Source organism: Ruania suaedae (assembly GCF_021049265.1).
GTDB classification, from domain to species: Bacteria; Actinomycetota; Actinomycetes; order Actinomycetales; family Beutenbergiaceae; genus Ruania; species Ruania suaedae.
This window is the reverse complement of the sequence record NZ_CP088018.1, coordinates 1889042-1906131: the sequence shown is the minus strand read 5'-3', so window position 1 is coordinate 1906131 and position 17090 is coordinate 1889042. Positions and strand designations below refer to the sequence as shown.

14 protein-coding genes are annotated in these 17090 nt (G+C 71.7%); 8 read left to right on the top strand and 6 right to left on the bottom strand.

What is annotated here, in order from left to right:
- Positions 1-4 precede the first annotated feature (4 nt).
- Positions 5-1978 (bottom strand): Stk1 family PASTA domain-containing Ser/Thr kinase, encoded by a 1974-nt coding sequence (pknB, locus tag LQF12_RS08820; protein WP_231052571.1) that lies wholly within the window; start codon positions 1976-1978, stop codon positions 5-7.
- A 38-nt stretch (positions 1979-2016) separates the two neighbouring features.
- The gene (locus LQF12_RS08815; protein WP_231052570.1) at positions 2017-3597 is read right to left on the bottom strand and encodes a LysM peptidoglycan-binding domain-containing protein; all 1581 of its coding nucleotides are present in this window, start codon (positions 3595-3597) and stop codon (positions 2017-2019) included.
- 151 nt (positions 3598-3748) lie between these two features.
- On the opposite strand from LQF12_RS08815, the gene LQF12_RS08810 reads away from it, so the two are divergent.
- On the top strand, positions 3749-4117 hold the full coding sequence (locus LQF12_RS08810; protein ID WP_231052569.1) for an Rv2175c family DNA-binding protein: 369 nt from the start codon (positions 3749-3751) through the stop codon (positions 4115-4117).
- A 51-nt stretch (positions 4118-4168) separates the two neighbouring features.
- Here LQF12_RS08810 and LQF12_RS08805 read toward each other — a convergent pair whose 3' ends face one another.
- On the bottom strand, positions 4169-5281 hold the full coding sequence (locus tag LQF12_RS08805; protein WP_231052568.1) for a polyprenyl synthetase family protein: 1113 nt from the start codon (positions 5279-5281) through the stop codon (positions 4169-4171).
- Between the two features lie 140 nt (positions 5282-5421).
- On the opposite strand from LQF12_RS08805, the gene LQF12_RS08800 reads away from it, so the two are divergent.
- From LQF12_RS08800 to LQF12_RS08790, 3 genes are all read left to right on the top strand, one after another.
- Complete coding sequence (locus LQF12_RS08800; protein WP_231052567.1) at positions 5422-6594, top strand: DUF4192 domain-containing protein; 1173 nt, start codon at positions 5422-5424, stop codon at positions 6592-6594.
- A 70-nt stretch (positions 6595-6664) separates the two neighbouring features.
- The gene (locus LQF12_RS08795; RefSeq protein WP_231052566.1) at positions 6665-7057 is read left to right on the top strand and encodes a universal stress protein; all 393 of its coding nucleotides are present in this window, start codon (positions 6665-6667) and stop codon (positions 7055-7057) included.
- A gap of 246 nt (positions 7058-7303) precedes the next feature.
- Complete coding sequence (locus LQF12_RS08790; RefSeq protein ID WP_231052565.1) at positions 7304-8833, top strand: RNA polymerase sigma factor; 1530 nt, start codon at positions 7304-7306, stop codon at positions 8831-8833.
- A 114-nt stretch (positions 8834-8947) separates the two neighbouring features.
- Here the strand turns inward: LQF12_RS08790 and LQF12_RS08785 are convergent, their stop codons facing one another.
- Both LQF12_RS08785 and LQF12_RS08780 read right to left on the bottom strand, forming a co-directional pair.
- The gene (locus LQF12_RS08785; RefSeq protein ID WP_231052564.1) at positions 8948-9496 is read right to left on the bottom strand and encodes a ferritin; all 549 of its coding nucleotides are present in this window, start codon (positions 9494-9496) and stop codon (positions 8948-8950) included.
- Between the two features lie 110 nt (positions 9497-9606).
- Positions 9607-9831, bottom strand: a complete 225-nt coding sequence (locus LQF12_RS08780; protein ID WP_231052563.1) for a DUF7455 domain-containing protein — start codon at positions 9829-9831, stop codon at positions 9607-9609.
- Positions 9832-9979: 148 nt separating this feature from the next.
- Between LQF12_RS08780 and LQF12_RS08775 the strand changes: the two genes are divergently transcribed.
- From LQF12_RS08775 to LQF12_RS08760, 4 genes are read left to right on the top strand one after another with little or no spacing between them, the layout of a single operon-like run.
- Entirely contained in the window at positions 9980-12106 is a 2127-nt protein-coding gene (locus LQF12_RS08775; protein WP_231052562.1) for a DNA gyrase/topoisomerase IV subunit B, read from the top strand.
- Positions 12103-12957, top strand: a complete 855-nt coding sequence (locus LQF12_RS08770) for a GNAT family N-acetyltransferase (RefSeq protein WP_231052561.1) — start codon at positions 12103-12105, stop codon at positions 12955-12957. Before LQF12_RS08775 ends, LQF12_RS08770 begins: the two co-directional genes overlap by 4 nt.
- Positions 12954-13934: a GNAT family N-acetyltransferase gene (locus tag LQF12_RS08765; protein ID WP_231052560.1), complete on the top strand. Its 981-nt coding sequence runs from the start codon at positions 12954-12956 to the stop codon at positions 13932-13934. Before LQF12_RS08770 ends, LQF12_RS08765 begins: the two co-directional genes overlap by 4 nt.
- A 4-nt stretch (positions 13935-13938) precedes the next feature.
- The gene (locus LQF12_RS08760; protein ID WP_231052559.1) at positions 13939-14685 is read left to right on the top strand and encodes a lysoplasmalogenase; all 747 of its coding nucleotides are present in this window, start codon (positions 13939-13941) and stop codon (positions 14683-14685) included.
- Here the strand turns inward: LQF12_RS08760 and LQF12_RS08755 are convergent.
- Entirely contained in the window at positions 14601-17072 is a 2472-nt protein-coding gene (locus tag LQF12_RS08755; RefSeq protein ID WP_231052558.1) for a DNA gyrase/topoisomerase IV subunit A, read from the bottom strand. The two genes, LQF12_RS08760 and LQF12_RS08755, sit on opposite strands and share 85 nt — an antisense overlap.
- Between the last annotated feature and the right edge of the window lie 18 nt (positions 17073-17090).

Here is a 17090-nt window from a genome sequence, read left to right as displayed (position 1 = left end):
CGCCTCACACCACCGTCAGGACGATCACGGTGCCCCGAGGCTCCATGGAGCCCGCCTCGACCGACTGCGAACGCACCGTGCCGAAGACACCGCCGACGAAGTTCTCCCGCTCCACCACGAACCCGAGCTCCTCCAGTGCCGCTGCGGCCTCGGAGTACTGCTGGGCGAAGACATCGGGGACCTCGACGAGCTCGGGGCCGAGTGAGAGCGTGAGCATGACCAGGTCGCCGCGCAGGCCGTCGCCCGCACCGGGGTCCTGTGCGAGGACGTGCCCCTCCGGGACCTCGTCGTCGTGGACCCGGGCGTCGATCTGGGCGGCGGCGCCCGCCTCCTCCAGCTCCGTGATCGCCGTCTCCTCGGTCGCCCCCACCACGTTCGGCAGCGTGATCGGCTCCGGACCCTGGGAGACGGTGATCCGGATCGGCGTGTCGTGCGGCACCACCTCACCGCGCTCTGGATCGGAGGAGATGACGACGCCCTCCTCCACCTCCTGGGAGTAGGTGCGCTCGACAGGGTCGGCCACGGGCAGGCCGGCGTCCTCGAGGGCGCTGACGGCGTCCTCCTCCTGCGCACCGACCAGCTCAGGCACGGCGAGCATCTCCACTCCACGGGAGACCACCACGGAGATCTCACCGTCGCGGATGAGCTCGGCGCCCGCGGCCGGGTCGGTCTCGATCACCCGCCCCTCGGGCACCTCGTCCGAGAACGCCACCGTCGTGCGGGGAGCGAAGCCCGCCGTCTCCAGCTGCCCGAGCGCGTCCGCCTCGGTCAGACCCTCGACGGGCGGCACGGGGGAGTAGGCGCCGGGCCCGATGGTCACGAACCACCACGCGCCGGCCCCCCCGGCTCCGAGGAGGAGCAGCAGCACGAGGGTGAGCACCAGGCCACGGCGGCGGCGCACCCGCCGGCGGGCCGGACCGGGTTCGCGGGCGGGAGAGACCGCACCGATCGGGAGCGAGACGGTTCCTGTCCGTCCCATCGCGGCCGTGTGCTCGTCAGCCTCGTGCCCGTCGTCGCCGCTCCCGTCCTCGCCGGCCACCGCGTCGGTGGCGGGGACCGTCGCGGTCACCGACGGCGTCTGGTCCTCGGTGTCGACGCCGTGGACATCGGCCCGGAGCCGGAGCTGATGGGGGTCGAGCTCGGCACGCGTGCGGCGCAGGAGACCCAGCGCCGCTCCGGCGTCGTCCGGCCGCCGGTCCGGGTCCCGCGCCGTCAGGGCGTGCACCAGGTCGTCCACGGCCACCGGCAACCAGGGCACCGAGTCGGACGGGTCGGGGACGTCGTCGTGCACGTGCTGGTAGGCGACCTGGATCGGGGTCTCCCCGAGGAAGGGCTGCCTGCCGGAGAGCATCTCGTACAGCATCGCGCCGACGGCGTAGACATCGGCCCGGGCGTCCGCCTTGCCCGAGGTGACGATCTCGGGGGAGAGGTAGGCGACCGTGCCCAGCAGACTGCCCGTCGAGGCGGCGGTGGCCTCGGTGACCGCACGGGCCAGCCCGAAGTCGGCGACCTTCACCTCGCCGGTGCGCGCGACGAGGATGTTCTCGGGTTTGACGTCCCGGTGCACCAGACCCGCGTGGTGGGCGGCGGCGAGAGCGCTGAGCACGTGCTCGGCGTAGCGCAGGGCCTCACCGACGGGCAGTGCGCCGCTGCGGCGCAGCACGCTGCGCAGGTTCGTCCCGTCCACGAACTCCATGGTCAGGTAGTTCAGCTCGTCTGCACTGCCCTGGTCGTAGACCCCGACCACGCCTGGGTGGGCCAGCCGTGCCGCCGCGCGCGCCTCGCGGCGGAAACGGGCGGCGACGTCCGTCCCCTCCGCCAGGTGAGCGTGCATCACCTTCAGCGCCACCACCCGGTCGAGCCGGCGGTCGAGGGCACGATAAACCGTGGCCATGCCACCGCGCGCGACGCGCGCGGTGATCTCGTACCGGCTGTCGACCAGGCGGCCGATCAGCGGGTCGGCGACGGTGGTGGCCATGACCTGAGTCTATGGTCGGCCGGCGCCGAACCTCGGGCTCAGGAGTAGCGTGTCATCAGCGTCTGGATGTTGGCCACGTACCGCCGGGTGTCGTCGTAGAGGCCGTTGCGCTGGACCGAGCCGAGGCCCTGGTAGTAGCCACCGATGGCTTCGCGCTCGTCGTCGGTCATGCGGTGCAGGGTGCGCAGGATGGCCACGCCCGCGGTGACGTTGTCCTGCGGGTCGAGCAGGTTGAGCTGCCGGCCGACGAGGGTGGAGGCCCACTCGCCCGAGGTGGGGATGACCTGCATGACGCCGATCGCATTCGCGGGCGAGACCGCGCGCATGTTGAAGCCCGACTCCTGGTAGGCGACGGCGAGCGCGAGTGCCGGGTCGACACCCATCCGGGTGGCGGTGGAGCGGATCATCTGCTGCATCTGCTCGCGGCTGGGCACCGAGGTCGCCAGCAGCGTGCGCTTGTTCGCGTTGGCGGCGGCCGTGACATCGGAACCGTAGGTGTAGTGCAGGAACGTGTTCGAGACCAGACCCGAGGGCACCTGCAGGCGCTGACCGACCCGGATCACACCCGCGGACGCCAGGTTGTTCGCCTCCATGATCGCGCTGACGGAGGAGCCGTACTGGGTGGCGATGCTCGAGACCGTGTCGCCGCTGATGACGCGGTGGACGACGCTCGACTGGGAACCGCTCGAGGAGCCGGAGTTGTTCGAGCCGGAGTTGTTCGAGCTCGAGCCGGAGTTGCTCGACCCCGAACTGCTCGAGCCCGAGCTGCTGGATCCGGGGATGCGCAGGGTCTGGCCGATGCGGATCAGGGCGTTGGAGTTGAGGCCGTTGGCGCTGATGATGGCGCGCACGGTGGTGCCGTGGCGGGCGGCGAGGGCCGAGACGGTGTCACCGGCGACCACGCGGTGGGTCTTGGCGCTGCTGGAGCTCGAGTTGCCGGAGCTGGAGCTGCTGGATCCGGAGTTGTTCGAGCTCGAGCTCGAGCCGGAGCTGCTGGAGCCGGAGCCCGAGCTCGAGCCGGAGCTGCTGGATCCGGGGATGCGCAGGGTCTGGCCGATGCGGATCAGGGCGTTGGAGTTGAGGCCGTTGGCGCTGATGATGGCGCGCACGGTGGTGCCGTGGCGGGCGGCGAGGGCCGAGACGGTGTCACCGGCGACCACGCGGTGGGTCTTGGCGCTGCTCGAGCTCGAACTGCCCGAGCTGGAGCTGCCGGAGCCGGAACTGTTCGACCCCGAACTGCTCGAGCCGGAGCTGCTGGATCCGGGGATGCGCAGCGTCTGGCCGATCCGGATGATGGCGCGGCGCCCGAGGTCGTTGGCGTCGACGATCGCCCGCACCGAGGTGCCGTACCGCAGCGCGAGATGGCTGACGGTGTCACCCGCGCGCACCGTGTAGAGCGTCTCGGCGCGCCGGGCCGGCGTGTGCGCCGTGACTGGAGCGAGCTGCGGTGCGACGGAGCGCAGGATCTCGCCGCGCACCGGTGACGGCGCGGGCTGCGGCGCCGCAGCGGCGGGCACTGCGGTCGCGCCGAGCCCCACGGCCGTGGCCGCGCCCAGTGCGCCGAGAGTCGCGAACGCCGACGGGCGGCGTGTGGAGCGGCGGGTGGTGGTGCGTGTCATGGATGGCTCCCCCGAGCGGTCTCCGGCATGGTGCCGGCGTGTCTGACGTGACGCATGCGTGTACTGAGGTGTATGGGAATGGTGTGGCTGATGTGACAGTAGTGGTTGGTGAGCGAGTCGACAACCCTGGTGGACGCGTAGGCTGCAGGGCGTGATCGATGAGACTGCGCACGCGTCGGACTGGCTGAGCATCCCGGAGGTGGCTGAGGCGCTCGGCGTGCGGCTGCGGGACGTCCGCACGATGCTGGCCGAGCGCCGGCTGCTGGCAGTGCGCCGCGGGGACAACGAGGCCTGGGCGATCCCGGCCGGTCTGCTCACCCGCGTCGACGACGGCGGCGCTCAGCCGCTGGCGTCGCTGCGGGGCACACTCGTCCAGCTCGGTGACGCGGGGATGAGCGACGAGGAGTGCATGACGTGGCTGTACTCGCCGAACGACGAGCTCGGCGAACCCCCGATCGAGGCGTTGCGCGCGGGACGCATCCACGCCGTGCGGCGAGCAGCCCAGCCGCTGGCGTTCTGAGGCCCGGCGCGGCTGCCCGGCGTGGTCCCGGGCGAGGGTGACGTTGCAGGCTCAGGCCGAGCGGCTCACCGCAGCGGCGGCAAGCGCGTGCAGCAACGCTGCCGCTTCGGGCTCGATCGCCGCGTCCTCGAGGGCGGCCAGGCCCGCCTCGGTGCGCCGGCCGATCATCGCCTCGACCGCCTCCACCGCGCCAGTGGCCCGGATGAGCTCGCGCAGCTGCTCCACCTGATCGGCGGTGAGCGCGGGATCGCCGAGCCAGGAGCGCAGCCGTTGGGCGTGCGCGGCCGGTGCCCGCTCGAGCGCGATGGCCACGAGCACGGTCCGCTTGCCCTCACGCAGATCATCCGCGGCGGGCTTGCCGGTCACGGCCTCGTCCCCGAAGACCCCGAGCAGGTCGTCACGTAGCTGGAACGCCTCACCGATCGGAAGCCCGATCGCGGCGCACCGCTCCAGCCCGGAGGCGTCCGCACCGGCCATCGCCGCACCCAGGCACAGGGGCTGCTCGACGCTGTACCGGGCCGCCTTGGCCCGCAGCACCCGCTCGGCCCGGTCGAGCATGACCGCCGGTTCATCGGTCCACGGTGCGGCCTGGGCATGGATGTCGAGGTACTGACCGAGGGTGACCCCCGCCATCATGTCCGTCACGAGGTGGTCGGCGCGTGCGCGTGCCCCGGTGTCCAAGCCGGCGACGGCGCGGTTCAGTTCCCGGACGGCCGCCACGAGCAGCAGGTCGCCCAGCAGGATCGCCCCCGAGGCTCCGAACCGGGTGGCGTTCCCGGTGAAGCCGGAGGCCCGATGGAGCTCGGCGAGCTGCTGATGTGCGGCAGCCACGCCGCGCCGGGTGAGCGAGTCGTCGATGACGTCGTCATGCACGAGGGCCGCCATCTGGAAGAGCTCCACGCCGGCGCCCGCCGCGATACCGGCAGGGTCGCCCTCATCGCCGCCGAACGCGGTCCAGCCGGCGAGGGCGAAACCTGCACGCAGGCGTTTGCCGCCGGGAAGCAACGATCCGGCCACCGTCCCGAACGGCTCGATCTCGGCGCCGATCGACGCGTGCTGGCGCATCACCTCGTCGAAACTGGCCAGCACCCGTGCGGAGACGGCGGTGCGCATCGACTCCAGGCGGCCCTGCACTGAGCCCTCGTTCGGCTGTTCGGTCGTCACCGCCCCAGCCTACGTGCGCGGCTCACGCCGCAGCATCCGCCGGCCACGACGGTCTCCACACGAGCCGGCCGACGACCTCCCGTCCACAGCCCCCGGCCGCCGGCGATCGGTGCGGCGTGCCCGCCCGATCTGATGGGGCCATGCCTGCACACGACGACGACCAGACCACCGCCGCGATGCCGCAGCCCCCGGGCCCGGCGATACCGCTCGACCTCGCAGATCCGGTGGACGTGCTCTCCTGGCTGCCCTACGGTCTCGGCTTCCGGCCCGAGGAGTCGGTGGTCCTGATCGCCGTCCACCACGATGACGACCAGATCCGCCTCGGCCTCCTCGCCCGCTTCGATCTGCGTGACCTGGGCCTGGCGGAGGTGCGCCGCAACGTCGAGGCCCACCTGTGCGCGGAGAGGGCGACACAGGTCCTGTGCGTCATCGTCAGCGAGGAACCGTGGGAGCAGACCCTGGCGCTGATGCGGCCCGCCGGGCGGGTGCTCGAGTGGTGGCTGACCCGCCCCTGGAGCGACCCGTGCGCCACCTGGCTCATGTCGCGGAAGGCCTTTCGCTGTCTCGAGTGCGCGCGGCCCGGGTGCTGCCCGGAGCACGGCCGCGCGGCGTCGGCGCTGGCGCATTCCGCGACGACGGCCTCGCTGGTCTACCAGGGCCGCAGCTATGTCGAAGACCGTCGCGACCTCACCGCGCAGGCCGACCTCGTCGCCGACGGGCGCCGCGCCGCCAGCGCTGCTGCGGTGCGGCACTGGCGCCGCCGGGAGCAGACGCGTGACCGGGAGGGCCTCCAGGCCTGGCGCACCGGGTGCCTGGAGCGGTGGACGGTGCTCGTCCAGCGGGCAGCGAGCGGATCCGCGGCGGAGCCGCCGCCGGAGCCGGCGCTGCTGGGCGAGGTGCTCGCCGGCCTGAGCGACACGTGGGTGCGCGACGGCGTGATGCTCGCCGCGGCGGCCGGGCGCGTCCTCGACCCCGGCGAACGCGACGGTGTCCTGGCCGAGCTGTTCGTCGGCGATGTGCAGCCGGTGGAGGAGCACCAGCGTCCCGCTCGCCAGGCGCTGATGTGCCTGGCCTCGCACGCCACCCGCCGCTGGCGCGTCGCTCCGCTGGCCACGGCCTCGTGGCTGGCCTGGTGGTCCGGGGACGGCGCCAGTGCCGGGCAGCTGCTCGACCGCGCGTGTGCGCTGGACGCCGACTACTCGCTCGCCCACCTCCTGCGCACGATTCTGGCCGCTGGGGTCGCGCCGGGCTGGGTACGGGCGGCGGCGCCGCCGCAGCACCCGTACGGACGGGACCAGGAGCTGCTGGACTAGGACCCGAACTTCTGCTGCACGTGCTCCGACGCGCTAGGGTCGGCCCCGTGACCAACGGGAGGAGCGCGTCGTGATCGTGGTCGGATTCATCGCAACAGCGGAGGGGCGCGCAGCGCTCGCCGCAGGGCTCGAGGAAGCAGCGCGCCGGCAGGAGGGCCTGCTCGTGCTCGTGCACGCCCCTCGCGGCTCCGAGCAGAACGATCTGGACGCAGCCGCGGGTGAGGCGCAGGCGACCGTGGCGGGCCACACCGCCGAGGTCAGCACCGTCCCGCTCGGTGAGGACGTCGCCGAGGCCCTCATGTCGGCCGCCGACGACCGTGGTGCCAGCGCCATCGTGATCGGGCTGCGGCGCCGTTCGCCGCTGGGCAAGCTCATTCTGGGTTCCAACGCGCAACGCATCCTCCTCGATGCCTCGTGCCCGGTCCTGGCCGTCAAGCCCGCGCGGGGCGAGGAGTCCCGCTGACGCCGGCCACATCGGGGGCGCCGCGATCGGAGCCGGTTCGGCGCCTGCACGGTTGACCGGGGCTGACGTCGCCTGTCCGGTCCGACCGGGCGGAACAAGCGGCCCCTCCTCGGCGTTGAGGTGGGAGTCGCCACGCCCGTAGCAGACCTGCACAGCGGGCGCATCCATCTCGGGCAGTTATAATTGTAGGACGCCGCGACGTTCAGTTCGCCGTCCCGCGCCCGTCCCCCCGCCGAAAGGTCCTCTGTGCCGTCGCCTCGTTCCGCTGTCGTGCTGCCCCGTGAATTCGAGCATTCTGCTCTGCGGGAGGCGTTCAGAACGGGGCTCGAGCGAGGTTCGGTGAGCGCGACGGAGTTCCGGGAGGCGTGCGAGCAGGCCGACGTCAAGCCCCGCCGTCTCAAGGAGGTCCTGGGCGCCATGCAGAACGCCAAGATCGTCGTCACCGACGTACCCGCTCGTGCCGTGGCCAACGCCACCTCCCGCCGTCGGACCACCGCCACGGTGCAGGACGTCCCCGAAGCGACCGAGGAGGCCGCCACGAGCACGCCGAAGACCAGCACCCGCACCGCCGCCCCGAAGAAGGCCGCCGCGAAGCCGGCAGCGAAGAAGGCTGCCGCCAAGAAGCCCGCCGCCAAGAAGCCCGCTGCCAAGCGCGGCACGGCCGGGGCGAAGAGTGCGCCCGGCCCGCAGCCCGTCGAGGCGGACACCGACGGTATCCAGACCGAGGCGCCCGCCACGGAGGAGGCCCCGGCCACTGCGGCCGAGACCGCCGTCGCGAACGCCGAGACCGAAGAGGCAGGCGGCTTCGTCTACTCCGACTCCGACGACGACGACGCACCCGCTCAGCAGGTCGTCACGGCCGGAGCGACCGCCGACCCCGTCAAGGACTACCTCAAGCAGATCGGCAAGGTCGCGCTCCTCAATGCCGAGCAGGAGGTCGAGCTGGCCAAGCGCATCGAGGCCGGTCTGTTCGCCGAGGAGAAGCTCGGCACCGAGGCTCAGGCGATGGCGCCGAAGTTGCGCCGGGAGATGCAGTGGATCGCCGGCGACGGCCGGCGGGCCAAGAACCACCTGCTGGAGGCGAACCTGCGCCTGGTGGTCTCCCTCGCCAAGCGCTACACCGGCCGCGGGATGTTGTTCCTGGACCTGATCCAGGAGGGCAACCTGGGGCTGATCCGCGCCGTGGAGAAGTTCGACTACACCAAGGGCTACAAGTTCTCCACCTACGCGACGTGGTGGATCCGCCAGGCGATCACCCGCGCGATGGCCGACCAGGCGCGCACGATCCGTATCCCGGTGCACATGGTCGAGGTCATCAACAAGCTGGCGCGGGTGCAGCGGCAGATGCTGCAGGACCTCGGTCGCGAACCCACCCCGGAGGAGCTCGCGAAGGAGCTCGACATGACTCCGGAGAAGGTCGTCGAGGTGCAGAAGTACGGCCGTGAGCCGATCTCGCTGCACACACCGCTGGGCGAGGACGGTGACTCCGAGTTCGGCGACCTCATCGAGGACTCCGAGGCTGTCGTCCCCGCCGATGCCGTGAGCTTCACCCTGCTGCAGGAGCAGTTGCACTCGGTGCTGGACACGCTGTCCGAGCGCGAGGCGGGGGTGGTCTCGATGCGGTTCGGCCTGACGGACGGCCAGCCCAAGACGCTGGACGAGATCGGCAAGGTCTACGGCGTGACCCGTGAGCGGATCCGTCAGATCGAGTCCAAGACGATGTCGAAGCTGCGCCACCCGAGCCGCTCCCAGGTGCTGCGCGACTACCTCGACTGAGCTGGTCGGCTGGGCCGGTCCAGGCTCAGCGCAGGCACGCAACGAACGAGCCCAGCACCCCGCGCGGGGTGCTGGGCTCGTCTGCGTGCTGGTGGCGGGACCGCCGGCAGCGGGTCAGAGGGCTCCGCCGGCGGCCTCCGGGGCGTCCGTGGACTGGCCGCTGTCCCCGATGGCCTCCCGGGCGACGAAGTTCTCCAGGTCGAAGAGGTTCTCGCCGGCGCGCTCGGCCACGGTCAGCAGGGTGCTGGCGGAGGCGACCTCCTCCACCTGCTCCTTGAGGAACCAGAGCATGAACTGCTCGCCGATGACGTCGTTCCCGGCGCGCGCGGCCTGGAAGATCGCCTCGATCTGCTCGGTGACCTGGCGCTCCTGCGCGAGAGCGAGCGCGATCGGCTCACGGACGTCGGAGAAGCTGTTCGTCACCGCCGAGCCCGCGGGTAGCTCGACCGGCAGATCGCGGTCCAGCATGTGCTGCACGATCATCATCGCGTGATTGCGTTCCTCGATCGCCTGCCGGTAGTAGTGTGCGGCCAGGCGCGGGAGGTCGTGGCCGTCGAACCAGACGGCGATCGCGACGTACTGCAGGTGCGCGTCGAGCTCGTGCCCGATCTGCTCGCGCAGCAGCTGGTGGTAACGGGACTCGGCAGGTGCGGTGGTGGCCATGCGAGGACTCTAGGACGAGCCCGGGTCCGGGCGCATCCAAGCCGAGCCTGGCCTCAGTGAGGGTGGGCTCGCCTCACCCGGCACGAGGCCCGGTGGGCGAGCCCGTCGCCTCAGTCCTGCGGGTTCTCGTCGGACTCGTGGAGGCGGTCGGACTCGTCCTGGATGTGCGTGGCGACCGAGGCCAGCTTCTCGGAGTGCTTGCGCGCGTGGTGGGCGCAGAAGAGTAGCTCTCCAGCGGGCAGGAGCACGCGCACGTAGGCCTGCGCACCGCATGCGTCGCAGCGGTCGGCCGCGGTCAGGGCGTCTTGGGCGTTGTCGGCTGTCAGTGTGCTCACATCGCTATGTAACCATCTCACCGCCCCCGTTCGTCCCGTGCGGGCGGCCAGTTCGCTCACTGCGGAACACCCCGGCGAGGGCGGGGCGCATCCACAGCCCGGGGTGGCGGTGCCGCACGGACGTGCGAGCGGGACCTAGCATGGAGTCGTGGCCAAGACATCGACGGAATCCAGCTACACCGCGCGTCACCTGTCGGTGCTCGAGGGGCTCGAGGCGGTACGCAAGCGCCCGGGCATGTACATCGGGTCCACCGACTCGCGCGGACTGATGCACTGCCTCTGGGAGATCATCGACAACGCGGTCGACGAGTCACTCGAAGGGCACGGCGACGCCATCGCGATCGTGCTCCATCCCGACGGGTCCGTGGAGGTGCGTGACAACGGCCGCGGTATCCCGGTCGACGAGGTGAGCACGCTGGGTCTGAGCGGTGTCGAGGTCGTCTTCACGAAGCTGCATGCCGGTGGCAAGTTCGGCGGTGGCTCCTATGCTTCCTCCGGCGGGCTGCACGGAGTCGGTGCGTCCGTGGTGAACGCGCTCTCGGCCCGGCTCGACGTCGAGGTGGACCGCGGCGGTCTCACCCACGCGATGTCCTTCCACCGGGGGGAGCCGGGCACCTTCGACGACGCGGCCGGACCCGACCCCGAGTCACCGTTCGCGCCCTTCACCGACCATTCCGAGCTGCGCAGGGTCGGCAAGGTCCGGCGCGGGGTGACCGGCACGCGGGTGCGCTACTGGGCGGACCGGCAGATCTTCCCGACCTCCGCCGTCTTCTCCTACGACGAGCTGATCACCCGTGCCCGGCAGACCTCCTTCCTGGTTCCGGGCCTCACGCTGACGATCCGGGACGAGCGCCGCCTCGCGGGGACGCCCGGGGAGGAGGGGCCCGTCGAGGAGGTCTTCCGGCATGACGGTGGCGTGAGCGACTTCGTCGACTTCCTCGCGGCCGACAGCGCCGTCACCGACACCTGGCGGCTCACCGGCACCGGCACCTTCACCGAGACCGTCCAACAGCTCGACGGTCAGGGCCACCTGCGCCCGGTCGACGTGGAGCGCACCTGCGAGGTGGAGGTGGCGCTGCGATGGGGGATCGGGTACGAGACCGAGGTCCGCAGCTTCGTCAACATCATCGCCACCCCCAAGGGTGGCAGCCACCTGGCCGGATTCGAGGCGGGCCTGGTCAAGTGCGTGCGCAAGCAGATCGAGGCCAATGCCCGCCGGCTGAAGATGACCGGCAAGAGCGGGAAGGAACGTATCGAGAAGGACGACGTGATGGCGGGACTGACCGCCGTCGTGACGGTGCGCCTGCCCGAACCACAGTTCGAGGGTCAGACCAAGGAGGTCCTCGGCACCGCACCGGTGCGCAGCATCGTCACCCGGGTCGTCGACACCGAGCTCACGTCGCTGCTGACCTCTGCCAAGCGCTCCGAGAAGGCGCAGAGTGCGATGGTGCTGGAGAAGGTCGTGGGGGAGATGCGGGCGCGGATCGCCGCCCGCACCCACAAGGAGATCTCGCGCCGCAAGAACGCCCTCGAGACCTCGACCCTGCCGGCCAAGCTCGCCGACTGCCGCAGTGACGACGTCGAGCGGTCCGAGCTCTTCATCGTCGAGGGTGACAGCGCCCTGGGCACGGCCAAGCTCGCCCGTCAGTCGGACTTCCAGGCCCTCCTGCCCATCCGGGGGAAGATTCTCAACGTCCAGAAGGCCTCACTGGCGGACATGCTCAAAAATGCCGAGTGCGCCTCGATCATCCAGGTGATCGGTGCCGGGTCGGGTCGCTCGTTCGACCTGGACGCGGTGCGTTACGGCAAGGTCGTCCTGATGACCGACGCCGATGTCGACGGCGCACACATCCGGACGCTGCTGCTGACGCTGTTCTTCCGGTACATGCGCCCGCTGGTGGAGGCCGGGCGGGTCTTCGCGGCGGTGCCACCGCTGCACCGGGTCGAGGTGGTCGCCCAGGGCAAGCGCAAGGGTGAGGTCTCCTACACCTACGCCGAGGCGGAGCTGAGCCGGCTGCTCGCGCGCCTGGAGCGCTCCGGTCGGCGGTACAAGGAGCCCATCCAGCGATACAAGGGGCTGGGCGAGATGGACGCGGATCAGCTGGCGGAGACCACGATGGACCCCGCCCATCGCACCCTGCGCAAGATCACCATGGCGGACGTGGAGGACGCCGAGCTCGTCTTCGACCTGCTGATGGGCAACGACGTGGCGCCGCGCAAGGACTTCATCATCGCCGGCGCGGGGGAGTTGGACAGGGATCGGATCGACGCGTGAGTTCCGGGCACCTCCCGGTGCCCGGACGGCACCTGGGGCTGCGGTGGCGGCCACTGGAGACAGCCGACGAGGACGGCGTCCGGATGCTGCTCACCCGGGTACTGGCGGTCGACCGCGGCTGTCACCCGGCGCCGGCTGAGCTGAGTCCGCGCCTGCTCGCGGACGGCGGGTGTGACCTCGAGACCGACTCGCTCGCCGGGTTCGACCCCGGTGGCGTCCTGCGCGCCGTGGCCACGGTCCGGCGCACCGGCGCTGTGGCGCACCTGGCCGCCGAGCTCGAGCCCTCGTGGCGGGGCCGGGGGATCGGCCGCGCCCTGCTGCGCTGGCAGGACGCCCGCGCACGCGGGCTGGGCGCGGCCCGTACCGAGATCGTCGTCGACGAGCAGCTGATCGGCCGGCGGCGTCTGTGTGCCGCGGCCGGTTACGCCCCGGTGGCTCGTCTGCACATCCTGGAGGGCACGCTCGCGCAGCTCACTCGCGGCACGCCGGCCCCGGCGGGAGGCGAGCCCGCCCTGACGCTGCACGCGCGTGCCACCGGGATCCTCGAGTGGTGGGAGGCCTCGACGCTGCGTGCGCGAGCGGTGCCCTCGGCGCCGGGGGCCGCCCGGACCCCTCCCGGGGAGGGTGGGGACGTCCTGACGGTGGAGCCCGCTCCGGGTGGCGAGGCCGACCCGGCGACACTCGGTGCGTTGCTCCGGCTGCTGCCGGGCGCCTACGCTTCCCGGGAGATGGTCATCCGGACAGACGTCGACGCGGACCTGCGCCCCACCGTGGAGGGGTTGCAGGTGGCCGGCATGAGCGTGGTCGGCCACGCGGTGCGCTACCGCTGCGAACCGGAGGCCGGCGCGTGAGGGTCGAACCGGGCGGCGTGGCGCACGGCCTCAGCTGGCGAGCGATGTCCTCGACGGACGCCGACGAGCTCTTTGCATTGTGGCAACGCATCGAGGAGCACGACGACCCGCCGTATCGCAGCACGCGCGAGGAGGTCGCCGATACCTTCGCCACCCAGTGGTCGGACGTGGAACGTCACTCGGTGGCCGGCTTCGACGAGGCCGGTCACCTGTGCGGCTACGGACTGGTCGGGATCCCGCCGGGCGCCGACGGCCCGGCCCGTGTGTTCCTGGACGGGGGTGTCGATCCGGCTCACCGCCATCGCGGGGTCGGGTCATCGATCCTGACCTGGCAGATCGACCGCGGGCGGGCCGTGCTCGCCGACTCCGGGCACGTCTCCGGCAGCATCGTCGTCCATGTCGAGGACGGCATGGGGCACGCCGAGGACCTCGTCCGCCGGCACGGCTTCACCGAAGCCGGCTACCACACCGAGATGAGGCGCGACCTGAGCATCGGCGTGCCGCGGATCGAGCTGGCACGACCGCTGGCGATCGAGCCGTGGTCGCCCGAGCTCGACGACCAGGTGCGCATCGCCCACAACGACGCGTTCGGTGACCTCGCCGCCACCCAGAGCCCCACCCTCTGGGCGGAGGGTCGCACCTACTTCGTGCCCGGCTGGAGCTTCCTGGTGCTGGACCGCACCAGCGACCGCGCCCAGATCGCGGGCTACCTGCTGGCCAGCCGGTACGAGCAGGACTGGCCGACCCTGGGGTGGAGCGAGGGGTACATCGACATGCTCGGCGTGCGTGCGCCCTGGCGCGGGCAGCGCGTGGCGACCTCGCTGCTGTGCCGGGCGATGGAAGCGTTCGCCGGCTCCGGGATGCAGTACGCGGCGCTCGGGGTCGACCACGCCACCCGGGAGCACGCCCACGGCCTCTTCGACCGGCTCGGGTTCGAGCCGACCCGCGGCTCCACGACCTACACGATCGAGGTGTGAGGGAGTGTCGGGACATCGGGCCTGGGATGTGGCCTTCGTGCTCGTCGCCGCGGTCCATCTGCTCGCACAGGCCGTCGGTGCCGAGGTGCTCGCCGACGGGTCACAGGTGCTGCTGGTGCCGGCTCTCGCCGGAGCGGTGTGGAGCCGTGCGGGCCTGCCGCACCACAGCCCGGCGTTGCGTGGGTACGCGTGCGCACTGCTGTTCTCGTGGATCGGGGATGCCGCTCCCCGCGTGCTGGCCGGTGACGCGGGGTTCGTCGCGATGGTCTCGGCTTTTCTCGTGGCCCAGGCGTGCTTCCTGGTCACCTTCTCGGTGCTGCGGCGGGCGAGGCTGTCCTGGTGGGTGGTGCTGGGCTACCTCGCCGGGTTCGTCGCCCTGTTCGCGGCATCGGTCACGGGGGCTGCGGATCTGCTTCCGCTGGTGGCGTTGTACGGCGTGGTCCTCGTGGCCGCGGCCACCTTCGCCACGACGGTGAACCTGGTCGTGGGGCTCGGAGGTGTGCTGTTCTTCGTCTCCGACACGCTCATCGCGCTCGAGGTGTTCTCCTCCTGGTACGAGGCTCCCGCGCACGATCTGCTCGTGATGACGACCTACATCGCTGCGCAGGTGCTGTTCGCCGCCGGTCTGCTGCGCCGGTGGGGGGCCGCAGCGGGCCCTCAGCCCCCTCAGCCCAGTCCCGCCACCGGTGCCTCGAGCGCGCTCCCGGAGCCGTCCCGTCGCTCGTCGAGCTCAGGGAGCTCGACGGGCTGACCGGCCGACCCGACCGCCCGGACCGGATCGGGGCCGACCGCGGCCAGCAGCAGTGAGTCCTCCCCGCGGACGAACCGGTGTGCACGGACCCCGCCCGTCGCGCGCCCCTTGCCGGGGTAGAGCGTGAAGGGCGTCACCTTGGCCGAACCGGGCACCGTGCCCGGCAGGGCGCCGGAGCTACCGGCCAGGGTCACGAGCACCGCGCTCTCCGCCCGCGCGGCCGGCACCACGGTGAAGGCCAGCACCGAGTCCGTCTCGGCCAGCCTGATACCCGCCATCCCACCGGCGGGCCGCCCCTGCGGGCGCACGAGGGCGGCGGGAAAGTGCAACAGCTGTGCGTGGGAGGAGATGAAGACCAGCTCGTCCTCCTCGGCGGCGCACGCCGCACCCACCACCTCGTCCCCGTCCTTGAGGCCGATGACCTCCCAGCTGTCGCGACGGGGGTGGTCCCCGGCGACCCGCTTGACCAGACCGGAGCGCGTGCCCAGGGCGATCGGCGGTGCGCCCTCGGCCAGGCTCGCGAGGCCGAGCACCCGCTCCCCGGGTTCGAGCATGAGCACCTCGCTCACCGGCACGCCACCGGACAGGCTCGGTGCGGCGTCGGTCGGGGGCAGTGCGGGTACCTCGATGACCGGGAGTCTGAGCATCCGGCCGCGGTTGGTGATCGCCCCGACCTCTCCTCGCGCGGTGCCGCTCACGGACGCGTGCAGCGCGTCGTGCGCGCTACGCGAGCCGGTGCGGGCGGGGTCGGTGTCGTCGGCGGTGCGGGCGAGCAGACCGGTCGCCGAGAGGAGCACGCGGCAGGGGGTGTCGGCGACCTCGAGCGGCACGTCGCCGGCCGCCCGGCCGCGCCGCGCCGGTGCGGCCTCGGCCGTCGCGGTGGCTCCCGAGGACTCGAGCAGAACGGTCCGGCGCGGCGTGCCGTGGGCAGCGGCCACCTCGGCGAGCTCGTCCGAGACGAGCCCGCGCAGGAGCGCCTCGTCGGCGAGGATGGCGCGCAGCTCGGCGATCTCCCGGGCGAGCTCGTCCCGCTCGGCCTCCAGCTCGATCCGGGAGAACTTCGTGAGCCGGCGCAACCGCAACTCCAGGATGTACTCCGCCTGGGCTTCGGACAGGTCGAAGACACCCATCAGCCGGGTCCGCGCGGACTCGGCGTCATCGCTGCTGCGGATGACCGCGATCACCTCGTCGATGTCGGCGATGGCCACCAGGAGACCCTCGACCAGATGCGCCCGCTCGGTGCGCTTGCCCAGGCGGTGCTCGGTGCGCCGGCGCACGACCTCGAGCCGGTGGGCGACGTAGACCTGCAGCAGTTCGCGCAGGCCCAGCGTGCGTGGTTGGCCCTCGACCAGGGCGACGTTGTTGATACCGAAGGACTCCTCCAGCGGTGTCAGCCGGTAGAGCTGGGCCAGGACGGCCTCGGGGTTGAAGGCGTTCTTGATCTCGATCAGCAGGCGCATGCCGTTCGTGCGGTCGGTGAGGTCGTTGACCGCGGCGATGCCCTGCAGCTTCTTCGCCTGCACCGCATCCTTGATCTTCTCGATCACCCGCTCCGGTCCGACCTGGTAGGGCAGCTCGGTGACCACGATGCCCTTCTTGCGGGCGGTGACGTTCTCGACCCGGACGGTGGCCCGCGTGCGGAACGAACCACGCCCGCCGGCGTAGGCCTCCCGGATCCCGTCCAGACCGACGATCTTGCCGCCCCCGGGAAGGTCGGGCCCGGGCACGAAGCGCATCAGCGCCTCCAGGTCCGCATCCGGGTGGGCGATGAGATGCCGGGCCGCCGCGACCACCTCGACCAGGTTGTGCGGTGGCATGTTCGTCGCCATTCCCACCGCGATGCCGGAGGCGCCATTGACCAGCAGGTTGGGGATCGCCGCCGGGAGGACCTCCGGCTGGGTGAGCTGGTTGTCGTAGTTGGGCACGAAGTCGACGACGTCCTCGCCCAGATCCGCCGTCATGGCTATCGCGGCGGGAGCCAGCCGGGCCTCGGTGTAGCGCGGCGCGGCCGGACCGTCGTCGAGGGAACCGAAGTTGCCATGCCCGTCGACCATCGGCAGACGCAGCGAGAACGACTGCGCCATCCGGACGAGGGCGTCGTAGATGGCGCCGTCCCCGTGCGGGTGCAGCTTGCCCATGACGTCGCCGACGACGCGGGCCGACTTCACGTGGCCGCGGTCCGGGCGCAGGCCCATCTGCGCCATCTGGAACAGGATGCGGCGCTGGACGGGCTTGAGACCGTCCCGGGCGTCCGGCAACGCCCGCGAGTAGATGACGGAGTACGCGTACTCCAGGAACGACCCACGCATCTCGGCGGAGACGTCGGTGTCGATGATCGTGGAATCCACCGGATGCTGCTGCGAGCCGGGTGCGGAGTGACGTGCCATGCCTCCATCATCCCCCGA